The sequence below is a fragment of the Ideonella sp. A 288 genome (assembly GCF_002198735.1).
Taxonomy (GTDB): Bacteria; Pseudomonadota; Gammaproteobacteria; order Burkholderiales; family Burkholderiaceae_C; genus Pseudaquabacterium.
In genome coordinates this window covers 1-20,568 of sequence record NZ_MWLO01000001.1, presented here as the reverse complement: position 1 = coordinate 20,568, position 20,568 = coordinate 1, and the positions used below count along the sequence as shown (strand labels likewise).

The window sequence follows — 20,568 nt, the reverse complement described above, 5'->3', positions numbered from 1 at the left end:
ATGGCAACACCTCCGAGCATCGATTCGCGATGAAGAGAGTGTATTAATGTTCCGTTACTTGCGTGTCAACGTACTAGCCGTCACAAACACCATGGCCCAGGGTGCAACGCAAGACTGCAGCCGGCCCAGCGCCGGTCGACGCGTCAGTGTTGCGCCATCGGAATCAGGGCCAACCCTGAGGACGCAGCCACCAGCGCATCTTGTGAACGCCTAACGGCAGGCCGGAACGGCATAGAGCCCGGGTGAGCCGGGTTGAGACTGCGGAATGTCAACGCGGTCAATGGCCTGCTCCACGCTTCGACGGATTAACAAAAAGGTCGGCACGTGGCTCAGATCGGTGCCGGCGTCAACACGTGGCCAGCCGTTGACTTACGGCCATGCTGGGCTAGCACCGTCGAAGGAGATTGCCATCAATACCTCTTCGATAACGCCGGACGCAAAGAGCGGCAACGCCGTCGCAGCGAACTTGAGACGCCACTCGCCGATTGGCTCTAGCGTCGCCGCGCCCGCGACAATCGCCGTCCAACCGGTCCCGTTAGCACGCCGGGTGCTGACCACACCGAGTGAGTCAAGTTGCGCAGCGCCGCCATCTAGTTCGAGGGCCGGCGCCGGTGGAGCGAACCTCAGATACTCGATATCGATGGGCGTGACAGCATCGCGGAATCGCACCAACAACTCCAGCTGCGTCACGCGCAGGTGATCGAGATTGGGCGGAAAGTCACCGCGCCTTAGTCGAATCTTTGCAACCACTGGCGCTGCGCCTGCATTGCACAGGTCATACCAAGTATCGGGAAACTCTTGGCGAAGTGAGAAGACCCGAGTACCGCCGCGCCGCGCCGGCAAATTCTCGATCACCTTTTTTCGCAAAGTCGGGCTCGATAGCGCAGTGTATTCGAACGTCACCAGAACGTCTGCCAGCGACTCATAGTCAAAAGAATTGGCAGCACGCGGCAGATCGAACGTCCAGCGAGCATCGAGGCCAGAATCCTCAAAGACAAAACGCAACTCGGGCTGCGCCTCGAGGTCGAACTGGCCGGTGGAATCCACCGGCGCGGTAAAGGCGACCTCCTCGTAGCCGCGGCGCACCGTCACAGCCGCAAATTCGTCCCCGTTGGAAATGACGACCTGCGACACGCCAGAGTTCGACAAGGTCGCGCGAATGCCGGAATTCGGAGGAATCAACGCGATAACTGTCATTCGGACGCGGCGCACCAATCGTAGGTAGTGGCCGGGAAACTTGCTATCGAGAATCGACATCGGTGTTTCGAACACCATGCGGCCGGTTCTAGACAATTGCGCGAATGCCAGCGGGTCGAGCCGCGCGAGAGACACTGTCTCCGTGAGTTCGTGTTTGCGCTGATTCTTCAAGAACGCATACTGATCGAGTTGATACAGATCTCGAAGCAGGTTTGCCGCGCCCGTAAGTCCACGCAGTGAGTCGCTCACGTTCGCAGCCGAGTTGACGTTAGGAGAACTGTCCGCACTCATACGGTTGACGTAGTCACGCTTGATGAGACCCTGCGGCACTTCCTGTCGTACAAATGCGAGTTGCGATTCGGCCATGCGCGCGAGTTGAGTCGCCTGCTGCAGGAAGAAGCGATACGTGCCCTGGAGCACACCGGCCATCCACTCGTACAACGCTTGGTTGGCAAAGCTCTTGGTGGTGAGCGTTGTGACGATCTGCGCGGCGAATGCGGCCTGCAGGTTAGAGATCTGCTGTTCGACCTGAGCGCCCTGCACCCTCAACGTGGCTGTTAGCATCTGCTGATTGCCGATCTGCACGTCGCGCCGGGAATCGCGTAGATTGTTTGCCCAGGTCTGCGCGCGCCTTTCGAAGTCGGACCGTGTCGACGCGGCCTGCGCGAACGTGCCGGCCGCATCCGCCTGCGCCGTCGCGATCGTAGAAGACGCCTCTGCGCCAAACGTCAGAATGTCCTTCACCCAGCCTGCCGGAGTCGCCGCGTACCTAACAGTTGTCGAGATGGCGGCGGACTGCTTCAAGCCGAAACTGGCCCACTGCGCTGCCAGGCCTGCGATCTCCCAGTCGTTCAGGCCATCGCGAAGGAGTTGCCCCCAAGTGTCCACCTGATTCTGCGATCGATCGCGCTGAAGGATGGCCACGCCGAGTTCCTGTGTCGCCTGCTCGACTTGGACAGCCTTCAGCCGTTCGCCCGCATTAGCCAGCGCCAGGTCGCGGCGCGCACTCATGGTTTCGTAGCGCTTTCGCTCTGCAGCGTCAATGTAGTTCAACATAGTCGACTCGAGTTGCCGTGCGATCTCCAGCAACTGCTTGGCGCGATCGACCAGAGTCTGGTAGCGATATGGCAGTGGATTCAGCGTACGGCCGCCCGCGGCGGCATCAGCGGGCGACAGTGACTTCGCACCACCCACCGGCGCAACCTCCAATTCATTGCCCGCAATGTCCAGGCAGTTCCGCAGACGAAAGAGGGCTAGCTCGATACGCCGCTTCAATTCAAGATGCTGCGAAGAGACGGGTATGCAGTAAGAAAACTGCGGCAATGGCACAGAACGTGGCGGACGGCGGTGCCCGAATGAGCCATGGATGTCGATGAGATCGAGATTGGCGAGGATCAGCTTCTGGACCTCCGGCAGGACGATCAGATGCGCCGCGCTCTCCATAGAATCTTCGTTGTCGATCCGCGCCGCGAACGACTCTGACGAATTCTGCGATTGCTCACGTGCGGTAAGCAGAAGCTCGCGAACAGCAGAGATCTTGAGTGCATCGGTCTGATCCTTCGCGACGGTTGCGCGAATCTGCGCGATCAATTCATTGAGCTGTAGGGCATCATCGACCTCAGAAAGGGCGCGCAGATCGGACACCAACTGGGCGATGCCGGCATTGACAGCCACCTCCGCGATGAGCGCCGCGATGGCCTCGGCGCATCCGTCGAGCGCGATGGCGAAAGGGTGGCCCCTTAGCAGCGCAAGCGCACTGATATACAGCTCACGTGCCGGAGCGAGCGATTCGGCGTTGGCGTAGGCGAACTTAGAATCCCCATAGTCGGTGAGCAGGCGCACAACTGTGGTCACCGTGAAGCGGTTGTAGGCTCCAGCTCGGCGCCGAGCGACGGCATGTCCATCGAGCGGATCGAACGCAGGGTCTTGCCGATCGGCCAGTGCACCTTCTGCGTCCAGCGACAGGAAGCGGGTCTGCGGGATGAGTTCGTCGCCGGCGAGCCGCGCAACTCGTTGCATCCAGTGCAGCGCCGCTGCGTAGTCCCCGGCGCTCTGCAGGCGCAGCACGATCTCGACGATCAAGAAGTAGTAGGCCTCCTCCAGATAACCCTGGTGGTGAGGACGATTGGCGCGATTGTCTTCGAAGGCCCGCAGGCTATCGGCTGCAACCACGGCACTCGGCAACAGTTCGAACTGCGCCCCGGACTCGTCCAAGCGATAAGGCGCGGCAAGATGCGGTTTGAACCGCTGATTCGAGGGTCTCGCGATGACTGTCGAGTGAGTCGTCTTCAACTGCGCGTAGAACGTGCAGCCGTCGCCGAGCACCGCGATTGCAGACGGCTGCCGCAATCCGGCAAACCGCCCCGCGACCAGTCCCCGCACCGTCACACCCGAGCCCAGCGTGAGATCGGGCCTTTGCTCCGCGACGGCGATGTTCAACTGATCGATGTGCGCGAGCGCGCCCGCACGCGGCTCATTGACGCATTTTGCGATAATGAAGGGCATACCATCGCCGGCAAAGTCACCAACCGACCAGTATGAAACGGGCGAGTCCGTCGCCACGAATTGAGCTGAGTTCCAACCGCCAGACTCGAACTTGAAAAAGCGAATGCTCGCTGAGTCGTCGGCGAACGCAACTTCTTGCGTACCATCGCCGTCGAAATCCGCGGCCAGCAACTTCGGCATACCCGTGATTGCGCCGACGTCAAGACTGGAAATGCTTCGCCACCGACCAGCTTGAAACTGCAACGTCCAGAAGCGTCCCGTCGCGAGCGCCGCCGCCCCGACCTCCTGCATGAGGAGTTGATCTGTGCGGCTGCCTTCCTGGAACCTGCCGGCGCATATGACGCCACCGGACAACCCCGGGCCAATGGCGAAGTCCACGCCCGCCTCCGCCGCGCTGACCTGTTGCAACACACCATTGACCATACCGAACACGGCGATGTTCGTAATCTCGAGGTTGGTGCGCAGGTCTTGAAAAGCCACAAGGATCTCGTCGCGTTGCGACTGGGTGAAACGACCGACCACGCAAGCCCGCGTAGTCATCCGCGCCGTCTCCTGCCACAGCTGCGATCCTGTGGCCACGTTGTCAATGCTACCGAGCGAAATCCACGATGCACTGGCCCGGTCCCACTTCTTGACGAAGAAATCCATCCACGACGTGTAGATGCTTCCTGGCTTGGCGTTGGCTTCGGTCAACGCTGCCACTTCAACCACTCCGTCGCCATCGAAGTCTCCGGTAACGGCGAAATACAGGGTATGATTCCTGTTAGTCAGCGTGACGTCGAGAACCTGCGACGCAGGGCGATGGCCGAGTGGAAGCCAGGTCGCGCGCGGGCCGACCATCACCAACTTCATGGCCCAGAATCCCTCTGCACCCGCGAAAGCCAGCAGCTCGTCTACTCCGTCGTTGTCCACGTCAGCAGCGAGCACGTAACGCCCTTCTGGCACCGCACGCAGACTGCCATTGTTGTCGCAGGCAAAGGTGGCGCCATTGACCGGCGCGATGCCGTACGGACTACTCTGGCCCAGCCGCTGCCACAGGGGTTGGCTGCTTGTCATGCGGAAGCGGCCGGCCCAACCGGTCGCATTCTGGTCAATGCGACGCGAGTAGTTCGTCAGCTCGTCCGCCTCGATACTGACTGTAGGCCCTGTGCTGCGTCCACCGGGGCTAACTGTCACTGCGAAGAATGTGTTCAGGTTGTTCGGCAGCTCAAGTGCGATTGGGCCTTCCCACGAGCCCGACATCTGAAGCAAGTCCTCGTCGGGCACACTCACCTCGGGCAGTCGCATGCGCCACAAATCCAGTGAGCGAGTGGAGGCCACCGTCGAAGTGGTCAGCACGACAAAGTAGTCGCCACAGGTTGCGCCGCCGGCCACTTCGCCGATGTCCTGCATAGCGGGGATCTGTCGCCACCAGCTTTGATCGCCGCTGTCGTCTGGCTTCTCGATCACCACAGACCAGTAGAAGCGGTGCCCGTCTCGGCCAACCGTGCCTGCCAATAGATAGCCGGCCGATCGAGCACCGCCAGCAGGTGCCGCCAACTCGTATGTTCCGGCTGCGAGCAGCTCAAGGCTCGCGACATCGTTGATGTAGGCGGCGAAGCCCCGGTAGATGTCGGCCGCGTCACTTGGCGAGATGGGGTCTGCGTCACGAAGCCGTTGCAAGGCGTCCGCGAAGCCGGGGCTCGGATCGACGAGCAGCGATGGCCGCAACAGGTCCTCCGGATATATGAACGCGAGCACCGCGGACAACCATGTGTCATAGCTGCCAAGCCAACGCCAGATCGAGTCGAAGTCCGCGGCGGCTATGGTCCATGCAGGGTTGTTCAACAGGCCGTTGCGGATGCCAAACAGCAGACTTTGCAGGGTTTCGATGGCCTGCGACACCCGCGTCGTTCGCCGACAGCTGCCGGCCGCGAAGTCGAGTTGGAACTTGTCGATCAGCGCGTCAACCTTTGCGGCCGTATACACGCCGCCCGCGCCTGTTAAGCTCACGAGCCCGTCGCGCAAGCTTGGGAGCAGACGTGCTTCAAAGGCGATGATGCGCGCGGACAGGTCCTCGTCGAGGCTTGCGATGGCTTGAGCGCGGAAACGCAGTATGTCCTCCCACAACACGCGCTCGGAGCCCTCGGCGAGTCGCGGCCGTTCCAGCCACACAGGATCATCGGCGACGCCATCACGTGTCCGCATGCGAAACTTCGCTGAGTCCAGCACCAACTGACCATCGTGCGCCGCATTTGCCGCTTCCTGACGCACCCATTCCGGCCAGAAGCCCACTCGCTTGATGTGCGAAAGAACGATTCGGCGCACGGTTGCCGTCTCGACGCTGGTGACCGGCTCATTCCGCTCCAGCGATTCACCGTGCGCTACCAGCGTGCTCACGTCTTCCGCAGAGATCCCGAAGCTTGCGAGTTCCGCAGAAACATCCTGGCGCGCAAGGGCGGCATCACGGAGTCGTTTCAACGCGGGGAAGTCCAGCGCGTTGCCATCCACCTGAAAGCCGAACGGTGGCAACGGAATCGCCGATCCGGGAATAAAACTCTGCGTGGTCGCCAACTCAGCGAAGAGGTCCTTGAAGCGCTGAGCGACCGGCACTGCAACGCGTGCGGTGAGCTGATTAGCAACAAAATCCTCCGCGAACTGCATCTCCGTGCGCCTCCGCACCAGGAAATCGATCGGCCGCCATAACGTGATGTCGTCGTTAGGGAGAGCGACCACGCGATCGAACAAATCGACCTCGTTGATCAAGTCTGGGTCGATGATCGGAATAGCGCCGAGCGGCCGTGCGGATGATGCATCGAGCTCGGTCCAGCGCAGGCGCAGCACCTCGCGGCGCACCGCGACTGCGCGGCATGGCACCGCAACTACCTGCAGCGGATCGATCAAGGTGCTGCGCAGCCCGAAATACGATTGCAGCCACTCTTCGGTGACCGCACCCGCCGCATTGAGTGGCGCGGCGATATCTCGAAAGACATCATCGAAGATCTGCGTGCCCTGCGGCGTGTTGGGCCCCAAGCCTTTGGTGAATATGAACGCAGCTTTCTTATCGGCTGGAGCATTGGCCAACTGACGCATTTCGTCGTAGGTCAGATCGAGGTACTGCAACAACTCTATGTACGCGGCCTCGCGATACCACAGGGGCGAACCAGTGGCCTCGACGGTGCGCCCAAGTAGCGCGAAATGCTTGCGCAGCACTTCTACAGCTATTCGAACCTGCGACACCTTTTGTTCAGTGCTGTCGCAGCTGGCTGGCAGGTCGCGCAATGGCTGCAGCAGCGTGTTCTGCAAGAAGGAGACATCGAAGCTGACACCGTTGTACCGCGCGACACGCAGGGTGAAACGCAGCAAGTGCGCCAGATACGCCTGCGGACTCGTGGCCGAGGCGCAGTCGCAACTACAGGTCAGCCGGAACAGATCCGTGAACTCGCTACTGGTTGCGCCACCGGCAGTCTTGTCGAGTCGTTTCAGTGCCACGCGATTGGCAAGCTCGATGACAGCATAGGATGCACGCGAACGCAGGCGCTCCACTTCGGGCAGTGTCGCCAGTTCTCCCAATGCTTCAATCAGATCCACCGCCGGGCGATGCGCCAGGTCCGCGACGCCGTTGAAGCCCGCGCGGGAAAGTCGCGCCAAAGTCTTGAGCGGCGCACCGGTGACGGAAAGGCTGACCAAGGCGTTGAGCCTGGCGGCCTCAGCACCCAGGTTCTCATCTGCTACAAGCTTGCGCGGTACACCGCCGGCGGCACGCAGATTGCCCACAGTGCGCAGTTCCAGGCGCGCCAGCTCATCCAGCAACTTGGGTGACAGGGGCGGCTCGAGTGCGTCGCCGATACTCGCCAGCGCGTCGGCGGCTGGCGGCAGCAAGAGTTGAACCTCAGTTTGTGGCTCGGTGCCGGCTACGAGAGACTTGCAGGCAAGCGAATCTCGCAGATCATTCGTCACGTACGCGCAGACTTCGCGGCGTGTTGCGGCATCGCCCGATGCGCCGCCCCTGAAGTCCAGTTCGTAGCGACCCTGATCGTCGGTGGTAGCCACCGCAAGCAGTTGTCGCGGTCCAGTGGGGAGGGATAGGTGCACTGCTACAAACACACCCCCCGCCGGCCGTTTGTCGTGGTGCAACACCGTGCCGCGCAACTGCTGTCGTGCGCTCAGATCGACATAGATGTGCATCGGACCGCTGTTTGCTTTCCAGCGGCGAAAGTTGCGCGTCTCCAGCTCATGTTTTTGCTCTGGCCCGAAGCTGATGCGAAAGAAGACGTAGGCCTCAGGATCCTTCTCCAGGATGGAGTTCCATACCGAATCGTCAAGCAAGAATTCGAAGCCGCCAGTCTGACCTGTCCGTACTTCCGAAAAATATTGAATCGGCTCGCGACCGACATTGACCAGGGCACTGACAGCAGCGTCGGGTACTGCGGCGTGCGTGTCGCGCTCCAGGACGAATCCGGCGATTCGCATGGGTGTTGGCTTCATATCTACTTTCAGTAGTGAACTAGAAGTTTGGAGACAACAACGCTCAATGCTCGCGACGAAGTAGTCAGTGGATTTCGACCAGACCGAGGGCTCCGAATCTTCACCGTTGGGTTGTTTTTCGTGCCATGTGGTCTGCTAAGGCGACGTTGGCATTGTCCCAGGGGATGCGCAGTGCACTGATTTGGAATGCGCCTGGAAGGCGTAAATCCTTACTGCAGGCCAGCTCTGGCAAGGACTTGCAACGCTGGACTAACGATCCATCCTGTTCAGCAACTACGCGAGGAGGATTTCGTCTTGTCCGCCACATTAGCTTTGATAGCGCGCAGGAGCTGTAGGTACTCGCTACTGCATTGGGGGCGGTAGACTGCCCGATGACGGATCCGCTGGCGATGCCGGTGCCGCTTGCAATAATCTTGGCTGGTCGCCCTTGACTTAGTGCAAGAAAAGAACTAGGTCCGTGTCTCATCGGGGTGTATAAAGCTATTGTAAGCATCAGGGTCGTAAACAATAAATAGTCCAAGCACGGTGCCAACGAAGCGAGCGACAAACGCTGCGGCAGATGTTATTGCACCTCTCACTACGACTGCATATGGGCGTAGTGCAGAACCGACTCTGAGGGCAGATTGGCTGAGACTCATCCAATACAGGCGGACTCCGATGGCAATAGTTGATCCAACACCCGCCAGCGTCCGAGGTAATTCGCGAACTCGATTCGCGTAATCTCTCCATCTATCAGTGTCTTCAAGGGCCTCTGGAATAACTTGCCTTCCAGTGCCAATTAGCCTTTCCGAGAATGTAGTTGCCCGGTCGAGTTCAGTGATCCTGAAGTCGGCAAGCCTGTTCGGAAAACTTGCCCTGAGTTCGTTTGCCCGCTCCACTGTCTCATCAAGAGTCGCGGCTATTCTCACTGCCGTGTTTATGAAAGGTGAGCTAGCTTCCTCAATCTCTTTGGCGGCGCCGGAGTCTTCAGCTGAGAGTTCTGTCAATGCCTCACGAACTTCTGAAACGCTTTTGCGAATTGCAGTAGCTGATTGTTGAATGTTCATAATGTGTTTATAGGGCTCCCCACTATCCTTCCACGCTGTCGCTCCCTGAGCCTCCCCAAGAGCCATATCCTGAGAGGCCTGTGTTATCGCGTGAGATACACTCCCCTCAGATAGTGTGGTTTGAAGTCGATTAATTGAATCGACTACCTCCTGAGCAAGATCGGTCTCCTGAGTTCCTTCCGGATCCACAAACCTAGCAGGATTGTTATGACAATACTGAAAACTACTCCACGAAAGAAGCTGAGTGTTGATATCATCCCCGTCTCTGTGAAGGCTCTTTGTTGTCGAGGGATCGCAACTTATCCATCGCGCAATATAGCTCGCAAATAGTCTGGCATCGTGGTAGCCCAATCCATTTTCCTCATCACGTTCCTTTCCAGTGAATCGGAAGCGCTTCCGGCCAAAGCTCCCAAAGCTGGTTTCCCCAAATGGGGAGTACTCTTCTCGATTGATCCATTCGCCGCCATCTGCCACCACCACGATGCTGCTGCCCAGGTGATCACCAAGGTGGTACTGCACCGCATGCTCCGCGGCCCCGTCTTTGGCGAAAGCCGGGCCAATTCGAACTATGGCGATGCGGCTTTTGCCATCACTGATATGCAACGAACAATTTTCTGCTCGCTCGCTGCCATCCAGCTTCTGTTCGGTGTGATGCTCAAAGGATGCACCCAAGAATGTTGTCGTTCGGTATGCGTCACCGCCATTGACCACGAGCTTCTTTATCCTCATTCCCATCGCGTCGTAGAGGTAGAGCGCGAAAGTCGTGGGCTGGCTCGTACCGGTGTGCTTGCGGAAGACCTTCATCCGGTCCGCGTGGTCCCATTCGAAGGTGCGCTCGGTATGCTCGCGCACCATGTTGCCGCTGGCGTCGTACCAGTGGCTCTGTGTCACGACAGGTGGCGTGGGTCGCCCGCTTGCCCGGCTCTCCATGTGTGTAAGTCGATTGCTGGGGGCGCCGACCCAGTCTCCGGACATGTGCTGCCCCACCTCGCTGCGCCATGCGTCAGGGGCGCGGCCGTCCATGCCGAATCGACGTGACCAAGCCATCTGCCACCCGCCACCAGGGCCAGGGGTGTAACGCTGGTGGCGCATGGCAAGCATATTCCCGGCGGCGTCGTAGTCGTATTCTTCGGCATAGGGTGAGCAAAGATTCGGCGCATTGTCCTGGTCGGCCACGCCTTGATTGCCGCTGTTGTATCCACCTCCCGGCAGGTCGGCCCAGGGCCGCAGGCTGTCATAGCTTGCGGCGTCGCGGCCGGTGGCAGATGTCAGGCGATACAGTGGGTCGTAAGTGAAACGCCGCAGCAGCGCGTCGCCGCTGCTCAGCAAGCTCCGCAGGTCGCCGGCCTGAAGCAGCGCGTCGGGGTGTCTGGCCACGCCGCAGCCAGGGGTGAGGTCCTGCATGCTCAAGATGTTGCCGGCCAGGTCGTAACGGTAGGCAATGTCCTGCAGCGGCGCACCGCGCAGCGCATAGCCCGGCGAATCGGCAGGCAAGGTGGGGTCGGGCCCCCAGCGCTCCGTGCGCATCCGCGCTAGCCGGAAGGTCAACGGGTCGTGGGCATACCGCGTGAGGATGCCGTTGCCGTAGGCGACCAGGGTGCGCTGGCCCTTGGCGTCGTAGGCGAGACGCTGCACGAAGGGCTGGATGAGACCTCGGTCGTTGGCGTCCAGCGGGCCCAACAGGGCGACCGCCTCCAGCGCTCCGGCACGGTTGTAGGTGGGCCGCAACCGGTAGCGCTCGCCGTTGGCGGCCTGCGGGTAATCTGACCAGACGATGCGGTTGAGTGCGTCGTAGGCGCTGCGCGAATCGAGGGCGGGCGCAAGCGCAGCGTCGACCGACGCGCTGTCCCAGTCGACGCTCGGAGCCGGCAGCGCCCAGGTACGCTGGGCTGCGGGCAGGGCGAGTTCAGCGCGGTAGGGCGCAAGCAGGAAATCGTCCGACAACACACGGCGCGTGGTCTGGAGTGGGTTGCCCTTGAAGTCGCAGGCGGCGAGCTCGACGCGCCCGGCCTCGTCGTCATGCCGGACCAACTGGCCCAGCCGGTTGGTTGCCGCAGCGGTGGCGGAAAAGGCCGGGTCGTCGCCGTACGAGAGGCGCTCGCGCAGCGTCAGTGCCTCGGCCTGCGCATCGCGTGCCCAGAGGCGCACGGGACGGTGGAGTGCATCACTGGAGCGGAGTTGGAGCGCGCCCTTGGCGTCGCGGTGCTCGATGGCGTTTCCGGCAGCGTCCCACACAGTCCATTGGCTTCCGGCATCGATGCTGAGCGTGTGCAGGGGATGGTTCGCCAGGTCGTACAGGTACCCAAAGGCCAGGCGGCCCAATGCGTCGCGGATTCCCGTCAGGTTGCCCTGGATGTCATAGGTGGAGCGGGTGACGTGGTCTTCGAGCGGGGGCAGATTTCCCCCTGCGTCCGGAGGGCCTCGGTGCCGCGCGACGGCGCGCACGGTGCGACCCAGCCCATCTACCTCTGCGCTGGCAGGGGTGTTGTAGTGCTGCCGGTAGCGGCCGTGCGGCTCTTGGCCAGCATGGGTGCGGCCGGCATTGTCATTGGCATCGTAGGTGTAGGCCTCCCAGGGAGTGGGCGAGAACTTGTCGGAATCGAGCGGGCCGAGCGGCGGGTCGGCAAGGTTGCCAGGGATGCCGTGGATGACGCACTGCTCGGACCCGTCTGGGTTCAATGTGCGCACGACGCGACCGATCGCGTCATAGAACATGTCGACCTTGCGTCCGAGCAGGGCGCCAGTGGTCGGGCGGTAGGCCCAGCCGGTGTCGAAGAAGGGCTCGAACTTCTCGACGACACGGCCCTTGTCGTCATAGCGCTGCCAGCCGCTGACGGTGACATTGGGCTCACTCGCGTCATCGTTCACTGTTCCATGGAACGCGTCGCGGGACGTGGTGTCGTCCTGCTCGAGTGGAAGAACGTCACCGCCGAACCGCGCATCCCCGAATCGCACGGCCTCGCCCAGCGTCCGGGTCTGCAGCAGGCGGCCAAACCCATCGGAGTACTCTCGGGCTTCGATGGTCTCGCCGGTGTCGGCCGGGTCAGTATCGTGGTAGACGCGGCGCACCGCTCGAACGTACGCTGGCTGGGGCGCAGACGCGGGGCTTGCAAGACGCGAATCGTGGAAGGCGCGCAAGGCGTATTCCATCCGGACGCTGGGTTCCTGATCGTCACCTTCAAGGGCGCCCACCTTGCCACGCACGAACGTGGCCGCGACAAGGCCGCCCGGCGAATACCGTACCTCGATCACGTTCTGGTTCGGGTCGGTGACCACGGCGGGCAGCAGCAAGCGCAGGTTGTAGTCGGCCTGGGTGACCAACCCGGTTGGCCCGGTGATGCGCTGTGGAAGCAGGCGGAATCGGTAGTCTTCGATTGCGATCAGCGTGGTGTGCCCCATCGGGTCACGCTGCGCCAGCAGCAGGCCGCATTCCCTGGGCGGTGGCGCGGCTTGCTGGAAATCGAAACTGCTGCGGGCGGCCTGGGTGTACCACCCCCCCGCATATGGGGAAGCCGCATCCGCAGCGTGAAAGGTGTAGCCGGCCGTTTTTGGCAAACGGGTCGCGAACTCGGCGGGGTAGGCGCCTGCGCCGCTGAATGGCGAGGTCGGATCGAGGTAGGGTGGCCGCTGGCCAGCATACGCGGCTTGCAGGATTTCCTCTGTGAGCACCAGCGCTTCACTACGCACCGCGACGCCGTGTCTACCCAACAAGCCATAGGCCAACCCCTCGAAAGGTGCACCGTCGTAAAAGGTTAGACCTTCGGCGAACAGGCGCTTGGGCGTTGCGTCGCCTTCATTGACGCCAATGAGATCGGCGATGCGGCGGCCATTCGTCTGAGTCACTTCATAACTGCGGGTGCGGATGACTCGGTCAGCAATGTATGGGCCCGCCGTCGGTGGAGCGGCATAGCGCGTGAGAGTCAGCGTGCACAGAAAGTCAGCACCTGCCGCGTCGCTCCAATGCCGCCAACCCCGTGGGCAGGCGACAACAAGTTGGCGTTGGGGCTGCCCGTACGCGTCGAAGTCACTCGTAAAGGTGTAGTGCGACATCGGATCGTCGCCGCGCTCCCACTGCGTGGTGCGCTGGGCAACGCCGTGCCCAAAGAAGATGCGCTTGCGGTTCGCGGCGCCCAACGGTGCGTCGATCTCGCGCAATGCGTAAGCGTGCTCGGTGACCGTGTAGGGCCGATCCTGCAGCGCCGAGCCGTCGAGCGCGTAGGTCTCGACACGCAGCGTGTTGCCACGCAATGCGCGCAAGGCGTCACGCTGGATGCTACGTGGCAAGGGCGCCAGGAAAGAGTCGATGCCGGCCGTGTGACTTGTTGGCACAGGGTTCGGGGCCTCTGGGAGGTACTGCAGCGCATCGTTGCGGGCATCGCCCGACCAGCACTCGCCCGACCCATCGTACTCGGACCATGGGCCGCCTTCGGTCGGGTCAACCGGCCCCAGATGAAACCAGGTTCGGGTCAGCACGGGCGGCACATAACTTCGCTGCGACAACAGAGAGGCGAGCGTCGCATCGTTCCCGGGAACCCGGCGGCCAGCAAACCCATCGAATACTCGGGTATCGATCCTGTCAACGGTGCCGAAGCCCCGGTACTCGCGCTCCTGGCCATCCCAATGGCCATCGTAGTAGCGGTACTCCGTCGTCAATTCCCCGTTGGAAATGAGATCAGACACCGTGACGCGCTCCACGACTTGCACAGGAAACGGCAGCGTAGTTCGCCAACGGGTTTCGGGCCTGACCTGGTCGCGAAGATAGGAGCGTGTCGAGGATGCGTAGGTCACTTGGGTGACGGCGCCGAGGTTGTTCTCCATCCTCGTGAGCAGATAGGGCTTCACACCTCCGGTGAAATCGAGAAAGTAGTGCTGCGGAGATCCATCGCTGGCAGCGTCGCGCGTCCAGAGCAGGCCCGGAACTCCTGTGCCCAAGATGTCGGACAACCGCACGGTCACCATCGAGTTCACTGGCGGTGTGCCGGCAATCCTCAACGGGGTACTCCAGCCGTTACCGGTGCGGTTGAGCCAGAGGGTGACTTCGCGGTCGGCAACATAGATGAGATCGGCGAGGCCGTCGCCATCGACGTCGCCGATAAGCACTCTTTGCGGATCGAACTGGTACGGCAGTCCCTGTGGAATCTCCATCGTCAAGCGCTCGCCGAATCGACCGTACCCCAGGTTCGGCCAGTAGTCGACGCGGCCCTGGTGAACCACCGCGATATCCTGCAAGCCGTCACCGGACAGGTCGCAGAGCTTCACACGCTGATCCGCGAAGCTCACGTTCGGAAAGACCTCGGGCGCGCCGCGCTGGAAGCGGGCTGTACGCTCGGGGGAAAAGCCTTCAGTGGCGTCGTTGAAGTAGCACTCGAAAGAGGTGCCCGATCGCAGCACGTCGGTAATGCCATCACCCGTGAGGTCGATCAGGCGAACCTCGGCGTCCTCAAGATTGAATGTTGGCGCTTGAGCAAAGCGATGGAACGACTTGCGGTCGAAGCCCGCGTTGAAGTCGAGCGGGTAGTAGCCAGAGAGACCGGCGGTGGTGACCAGCAGGTCCGCTCTGCCATCGCCATCGGCGTCGAGAAGTTGGACGCCGTGGTCAGAAAGCTTCAGGCCTGCGGGTACCTGGCCAATGCTGCGGGGCATGTCGAATCGACCGTCGCCCAGATTGCGCCAGTATCGCGGCGATTCACCGCTCAATTCGAGGATGTCCGGTAGGCCGTTGCCAAACAGATCGACAAGTTCGAGGTCGGGATTCGCGAGCGAAGTTGTCGGCAACCCTCTGCCCTGGAGCGTGATGAAGCGCCGCTTGTCAGGGGTAAAGCTGGAGTAGCCGAAGTCGAGCGGCGGCAGCTCGCGCACGCCGACGCCGCGGTCATCGAAGCCGATGATGTTGACGCGTGCGAGCAACGATGCGCCATTGCTCGAGCCGGGATCGGCTTCACCTCGGCGCTCGTCGGCATAGACAAGTTCGTAGGCGTGGACGAGCAAGTCGTCGTTTCTGTCGGCAGTTGGGTGCGTTCGCACGACGATCCATTTGCAACGTCGGCGGGTTCGGATCTCGAATCCGGCGCGGTAGTCGGAGAACGGATCGGGGCGGGAGACGAGTGGCGCGACCTCTGGCGCAACGCTCGGAGCTGTTGAACTGTCCTCTTGATTCACCGGCTGGTCGTAGACGAATTCGACCGAAACCAGAAATTGATCCGGCCCACGTTCTGGCAAGTCGACATAGCGAATCCGTGAGAGGTAGAGCTGCGCACCGTTGTGGCCACGTGTCTGATCGTTGTCGCGCAGGTAGTCGTACGCGATGCGGTTGCCGAAGGTATCTGTCGTTTCGGTGAGGCGCCATGCAAAGATGCGCTCTGCGTCGTCCGGGTCGGATATGACGCATGGGGACGTAGCAGTCGATGTGGGTGAGCGGCCGTAGGTGCTTGTCAGGCCGTCTTTCGTCTGGACGACCCAGTGATCGCCCGACTTGGTATGCCGTGTGATATTGGCAAACAGGCCCTCGGTGCGGGGTCGGTACTGGGTCTCACCAGCCACCTGATCGTTGCGTACCTCGACGAGGTCCTCTGCACCAGAGAGCACAAAGGTGTCCCCGCCCCCTTCGCCCAGAACCCGGTAGCGGGGAATGCGCTTGGAGGTCAGCCGAGATACGCCAGGAACACTCAGGGACCACCCCAGTCCGAACGGGCCATTTCCGCCACCGGTGCTAAACCCGAGAGATAGCGAAGGCTTGAATCCATTCCGTCCTGCTGGCAACGCTATCGGGACTGAAAAATTGCCCGTTCCAGTGTGAAGGTCGGCGTCGAACTTCTCCCCCGGCCCTTTGACAGCTCCACCGCCCTTGGGCAAGGAGATCAGGTCTGTAAGGCTACCCGCCTTGGTACTCATGTGCAGGGCGAGGGAGTGAGTTCAAAGCCAACAGAGGCGACGCAAGTTCGCGGCAGACCCCATCCAAACTCGGTAGACAGTCGAGCCGACACGCGCCCCATCGGGATACCCCCCCGTTCAGACCAAGCTTAGCGATCTGGCACCTGCTACTTCATAACAGGCGTAGTACGGAATCTGCCATAGATTGCAGCCAAATGATACCGCGGCTTTCATCTCAAGGCCTGGTCGGCAATCAAGAACATAGGGGGTGCTATTTCGGCCAGGAGTAGGTACAGAACGTGTTGATATGGCCGCTCTCGGCAGTCTGACTATTGCGTTTGCGGGTGAATCGGGTCGGGTCAAGGGCGGGCGAAGCCCGGCGAAGCGAACCCTTGACGCGACCCGATTCACCCTGGCCGATGCTGCAAAGGTGCACCGAGTTGATGTGCTCATGAGCAAAGATCACTTTTCCCATCGACTAGAAGGCTGATCCGATGGGCGGACTGCAGCGCGCGTCGCGCAACCACTGGGCTGGAGCAAGGGGCCGTCCTGGCTGACATGGGTTTTGTGCAAAGCGAAACGCCAACAAGCAGCCTGTCGTCGACGGCGGCTCCTGGCCGCGACTACCTGTTCGCGGCCAGTGCCGACAGCAGCCATTCGAGGCCGCGCGGGCTGAACGGGCGGTCCTCAAGGACGCGAGCTCAACATCTTGACCCACGCCGGACACTGGGTTCGCTGGCTATTGCGCCCGAGACCGGAAGATCGAGCATGCGTCGTCAAGTCCGTTCTGGCCCGCTTTCGTAAGATGGATTGCATGCATAGGCTCCGTCCTGAGCGCCACAAGACTGGCACGACTTCAATTCCAGGCGTATCCATGGTGCGAGTCAACGCATAGACTCGTCGACAGGTATAGAGGATCTCTCCACAGTGACCGATCAACCTATGGACTTGTTTGTTCTTCATGGCCTTGCCCCAGGCCAAGCATTGGCCTTGGCTCGCCGCGGCCCTGACATTGCAATCAGCCGGCTGGATCTCGGCCATCCTGAGATGCAATCGTTCATCCGGTTCACGGACCGGGTAGAGCAGGTCGCCCTGGGCGGCGCAAGACCTAGTCCGCAGGAGCTAGACGACATCGGCAATCGCCTCTTCACTCACATCTTCCAGGGCGATGTTCGGCGCCTGTACGACAGACTGCCGTCGGGCCACGTCAGCATCCAGATCGCCACCGACGAGCCGGACATTCAACGCATCCCGTGGGAGTTCATCCGGCCGGTCGACCGTCAACCGGTGCCGCACCGTGAGCGCTGCGTGGTCAGGGTCCTGCCCATTTGCGCCGCGGCCGACCCGTCGCCAGCCAAGTCGCTCAAGAAGCTCAAGGTGCTGCTGGTCGTGGCGGACCCTGTGGATCAGGAGGGCGTGACTTGGCAGGACGTGGAGCACAGCATACGGCGTGCCTTCGAGGCGCAGACCCAGGATCTCGCAACCCTGAAGGTCATCCCTGGAGCCACCAGTCAGGCGCTGCTCAGGGCCCTGGATGGCGAGTCCTATGACGTCTTCCACTTTCTGGGCCACGGGTGTGTCGTCAACGGCGAAGGCCGGCTGGTGTTGGTCGACGTTGCGACAAAGAAGTCCGACTTCCTGACGGCGCCGCAGGTGGCCACAGCACTCGCTGGACAGGGTTTAAAGCTGGTGATCCTCAGCGCTTGCCTGACCGGGGCAGGGAATATCAAGGACGACTTCGGCCCTGTGGCCAACGCCCTGCTGCGCGTCGGCATCCCGGCGGTGGTGGCCAATCAGACGTCCATTCCTACCAAGTCGATCGCGCCCTTCGTAGGCGCGCTCTACCAACGGCTCTTGCGCGAAGGCAACATCGACACTGCGGTGATGTCGGGGCGCGTCGCTCTGCAGGACGAACTGCGCAAGACCATCCCGCAGACTAGCGCCGTGGTGGAGTGGGGAATCCCGGCCTTGTACCGCTTACCTGGCGGCGCGCAGCTGTTCATGCCCCGGGGAGAAGCCGAATGAAGACGAAGAATCCATTCAGCATCGTCAATCGGCCAGTGGAGCTGACGGCGCCCCGCGAGAGGCTCAAGTCGTCGCTGAGCTCGGCGTTGAAGAAACAGTCCAAGGTTCTAGCGGGCTCGATGGAGCGCATCCCACCAGGGCTGGTGGAAGCGCTGTTCTCCACCTCGGCGCACGCTCACACGCCGGTGGCCACAACGTCTGTGAAGCAACGCAGCGCTAAGCCCCACATGTCACCGGGCGCCTACCTGCCGGCGGCGCTGGTGAAGGTGGCCGAGCGCGCGGCCGCTGGCACCACCGCGACCACCGTAGGAATCCTCGATCTGGGGGCCTGGGTGTCGCGTTTACCGGAACTGCTCAAGGTCATGAACACCAGCCAGGACCGGCTGGTCTTCCTCGAGCTGCAGACGTCCGTCCCCGCCGGACTTATCAAAACCAAGGAGCCTTTGACGCTGTGGGCGCGCCAGCAGTTGGGTCGGCCGCTGCGCAAAAGTGAGTCCGACGAGCTGATGCGCAATATGCTCGCTGACGAGTTCTACTATTTCGCCGAATCGGTGCGGGTGCAGAACAAGCTGGATGTGCTGATCGGCCTGACCCCGGCCATGATTGCGTTCGCCGATGTGGAAGGCCCCAAGTGGAACTACTACGCCGCCGGGCAGGAACAGGTGTCCGTGGTATCGACCTGTGACCTGCGCGAATACTCGGCCAAGGCGGGCCGGCCCTACGAGGCGGCGATTGGCATGCTGGTCGCCGCGCAGGTCTTCGCACTTCGCAACGACATGGACTACCACGACGAGACGCGTGGTTGCATCTTCGATTTCAACAACAACCGAGTAGATTTGGTGGAGAGCATCCGTGGCATGCGCATCGACCCCGATTGCATGACGCACTTTAAGGACGAGGACGAGGCCAAGGCGGCCAAGCGGCTCGTTGCGGCGCTTGCGCGCATGAGGGAGACCCAGCGTGGCTGAAGCCGTCATTCTCGTGCCCGGCATCATGGGCTCGCAGCTGTACCAGGGGCAGGAACTCATCTGGCCGGGATCGGCGGCCGAACTGCTGTTCCCCTACAGCAAGATGAAGGAGTTGCTCGACCCTGACCTGCAGGTGGGCGACATCATCCGCTCCGTCGCCATCTCGAACCAGTACGAGAGCCTTGTCGAGGCCCTGGGGCTGTGCGGCTTCGACGAAGCCGGCGACCGGCCCACTCTGGTGGTCTGCCCCTACGACTGGCGCAAGGACAACAGGCTTGCCGCCGCGCGCCTGGCGGACAAGGTCAAAGCCTTGCGGGATGCCCATGGCACCGATCTCGTGATCGACATCGTGGCGCATTCCATGGGCGGGCTGGTCAGCCGCTACTTTCTCGAATCCGGCGACTACAGCAAGGCAAATTGCCCGGGATTTGCCAACGTGCGGCGCCTCGTCACTATCGGCACGCCACATCGCGGAGCGCCGCTGGCCTTGTGCGCGGCCCTGGGCCAGATCAAGCGACTGTTCCTCAACGCCTCGCAGGTCAAGCAGATTGCCGACCAGCCGGAGTTCCCAGCCCTTTACCAGCTCATGCCGCCTGCGAGCGAGCCATTTCTGTGGAACACAGACCCCGGGGCCCGGCTCGATCCGGCCAACCCCTATCAGGCCACCACAGCAAAGGTGCTTGGCTTGAACGTGGCGAACTTGCAGTCCGCCGCGTCCTTTCACGCAGCGCTGGACGTGGCCAAGAAGCCCGAGGCGGTCTCCTATTTCTGCTTTGCCGGCACGCGGCAGAACACGATCTGCAATGTGCAGGCCAACTTTGCGATCACGAACCCCAGCGGGGCGATCAACACCCAAGGGCCGCAGCCTACCGGTGTGGAGATTTCCGACGGTGGCGATGGCACGGTGCCAAGCTGGAGCGCGTCCTTTGTCGGCATGCAGCAACTCGCGGTGGGCGGTGACCACGGCGGCCTGTACAAGGCACCCGAGGTGCTGCGAACTCTCGGAGCACTGCTGGGTAAGCAGGGCGTTCTGTCGTCCCAGGTGCACCCGAATCGGGTGCGGCTGAGCGCGCGCGACGAGGTGGTGACGCCCGAGGTCAAGGTGCCCGTGGTGCTGTTCTTCAACACCCCTTCGGTCCAGTTGCAGGGCGAACTCGTCGTGCGCAAGCTCACCGGAAGCGATGGCCTCACCATGGCCACACCTGCGATCGTCAAACGGCTCCCTGTCAATTACCAGGGCGCGCCCATCGACTCGCTTGCACTAATGGTGGATGCCCCGGAATATGCCGGCACATACGAGTTGGACATTCAGTCGGGGGGGACAAGCATCGCTGAAAATCTGCCCAAGCTGATGGTGCAGCAGGACTAAGTCCCGCATCCGCGAGTCCGGGTCCCACCGCTACCTTTGGGTGCCTAGTACGTCAACACGCAAGTTTCGAAACGTAGTGTCGACCGAGCTTCTGATCGGCATCCTGGCGAGTGAACTTCCA

The 20,568-nt window shown here is 61.7% G+C and carries 5 protein-coding genes; 3 read left to right on the top strand and 2 right to left on the bottom strand.

Features of this window, described 5'->3' with window-relative positions; translation table 11 throughout:
• Nucleotides 1-369: 369 nt before the first annotated feature.
• Both EOINJALH_RS00030 and EOINJALH_RS00020 read right to left on the bottom strand, forming a co-directional pair.
• A complete protein-coding gene (locus EOINJALH_RS00030; RefSeq protein ID WP_144289776.1) occupies nucleotides 370-8,154 on the bottom strand; it encodes a neuraminidase-like domain-containing protein in 7,785 nt (2,594 codons plus the stop codon).
• Between the two features lie 464 nt (nucleotides 8,155-8,618).
• Nucleotides 8,619-16,106 (bottom strand): SpvB/TcaC N-terminal domain-containing protein, encoded by a 7,488-nt coding sequence (locus tag EOINJALH_RS00020; protein ID WP_088278264.1) that lies wholly within the window; start codon nucleotides 16,104-16,106, stop codon nucleotides 8,619-8,621.
• 906 nt (nucleotides 16,107-17,012) lie between these two features.
• Here EOINJALH_RS00020 and EOINJALH_RS00015 point away from each other — a divergent pair.
• The 3 genes from EOINJALH_RS00015 to EOINJALH_RS00005 are packed head-to-tail and all read left to right on the top strand — an operon-like array spanning nucleotide 17,013 to nucleotide 20,447.
• Complete coding sequence (locus EOINJALH_RS00015; protein ID WP_144289775.1) at nucleotides 17,013-18,110, top strand: CHAT domain-containing protein; 1,098 nt, start codon at nucleotides 17,013-17,015, stop codon at nucleotides 18,108-18,110.
• On the top strand, nucleotides 18,107-19,078 hold the full coding sequence (locus EOINJALH_RS00010; protein ID WP_144289774.1) for a hypothetical protein: 972 nt from the start codon (nucleotides 18,107-18,109) through the stop codon (nucleotides 19,076-19,078). Before EOINJALH_RS00015 ends, EOINJALH_RS00010 begins: the two co-directional genes overlap by 4 nt.
• Nucleotides 19,071-20,447 (top strand): lipase/acyltransferase domain-containing protein, encoded by a 1,377-nt coding sequence (locus EOINJALH_RS00005; RefSeq protein WP_144289773.1) that lies wholly within the window; start codon nucleotides 19,071-19,073, stop codon nucleotides 20,445-20,447. The genes EOINJALH_RS00010 and EOINJALH_RS00005 overlap by 8 nt, the downstream gene beginning before the upstream one ends.
• Nucleotides 20,448-20,568 lie beyond the last annotated feature (121 nt).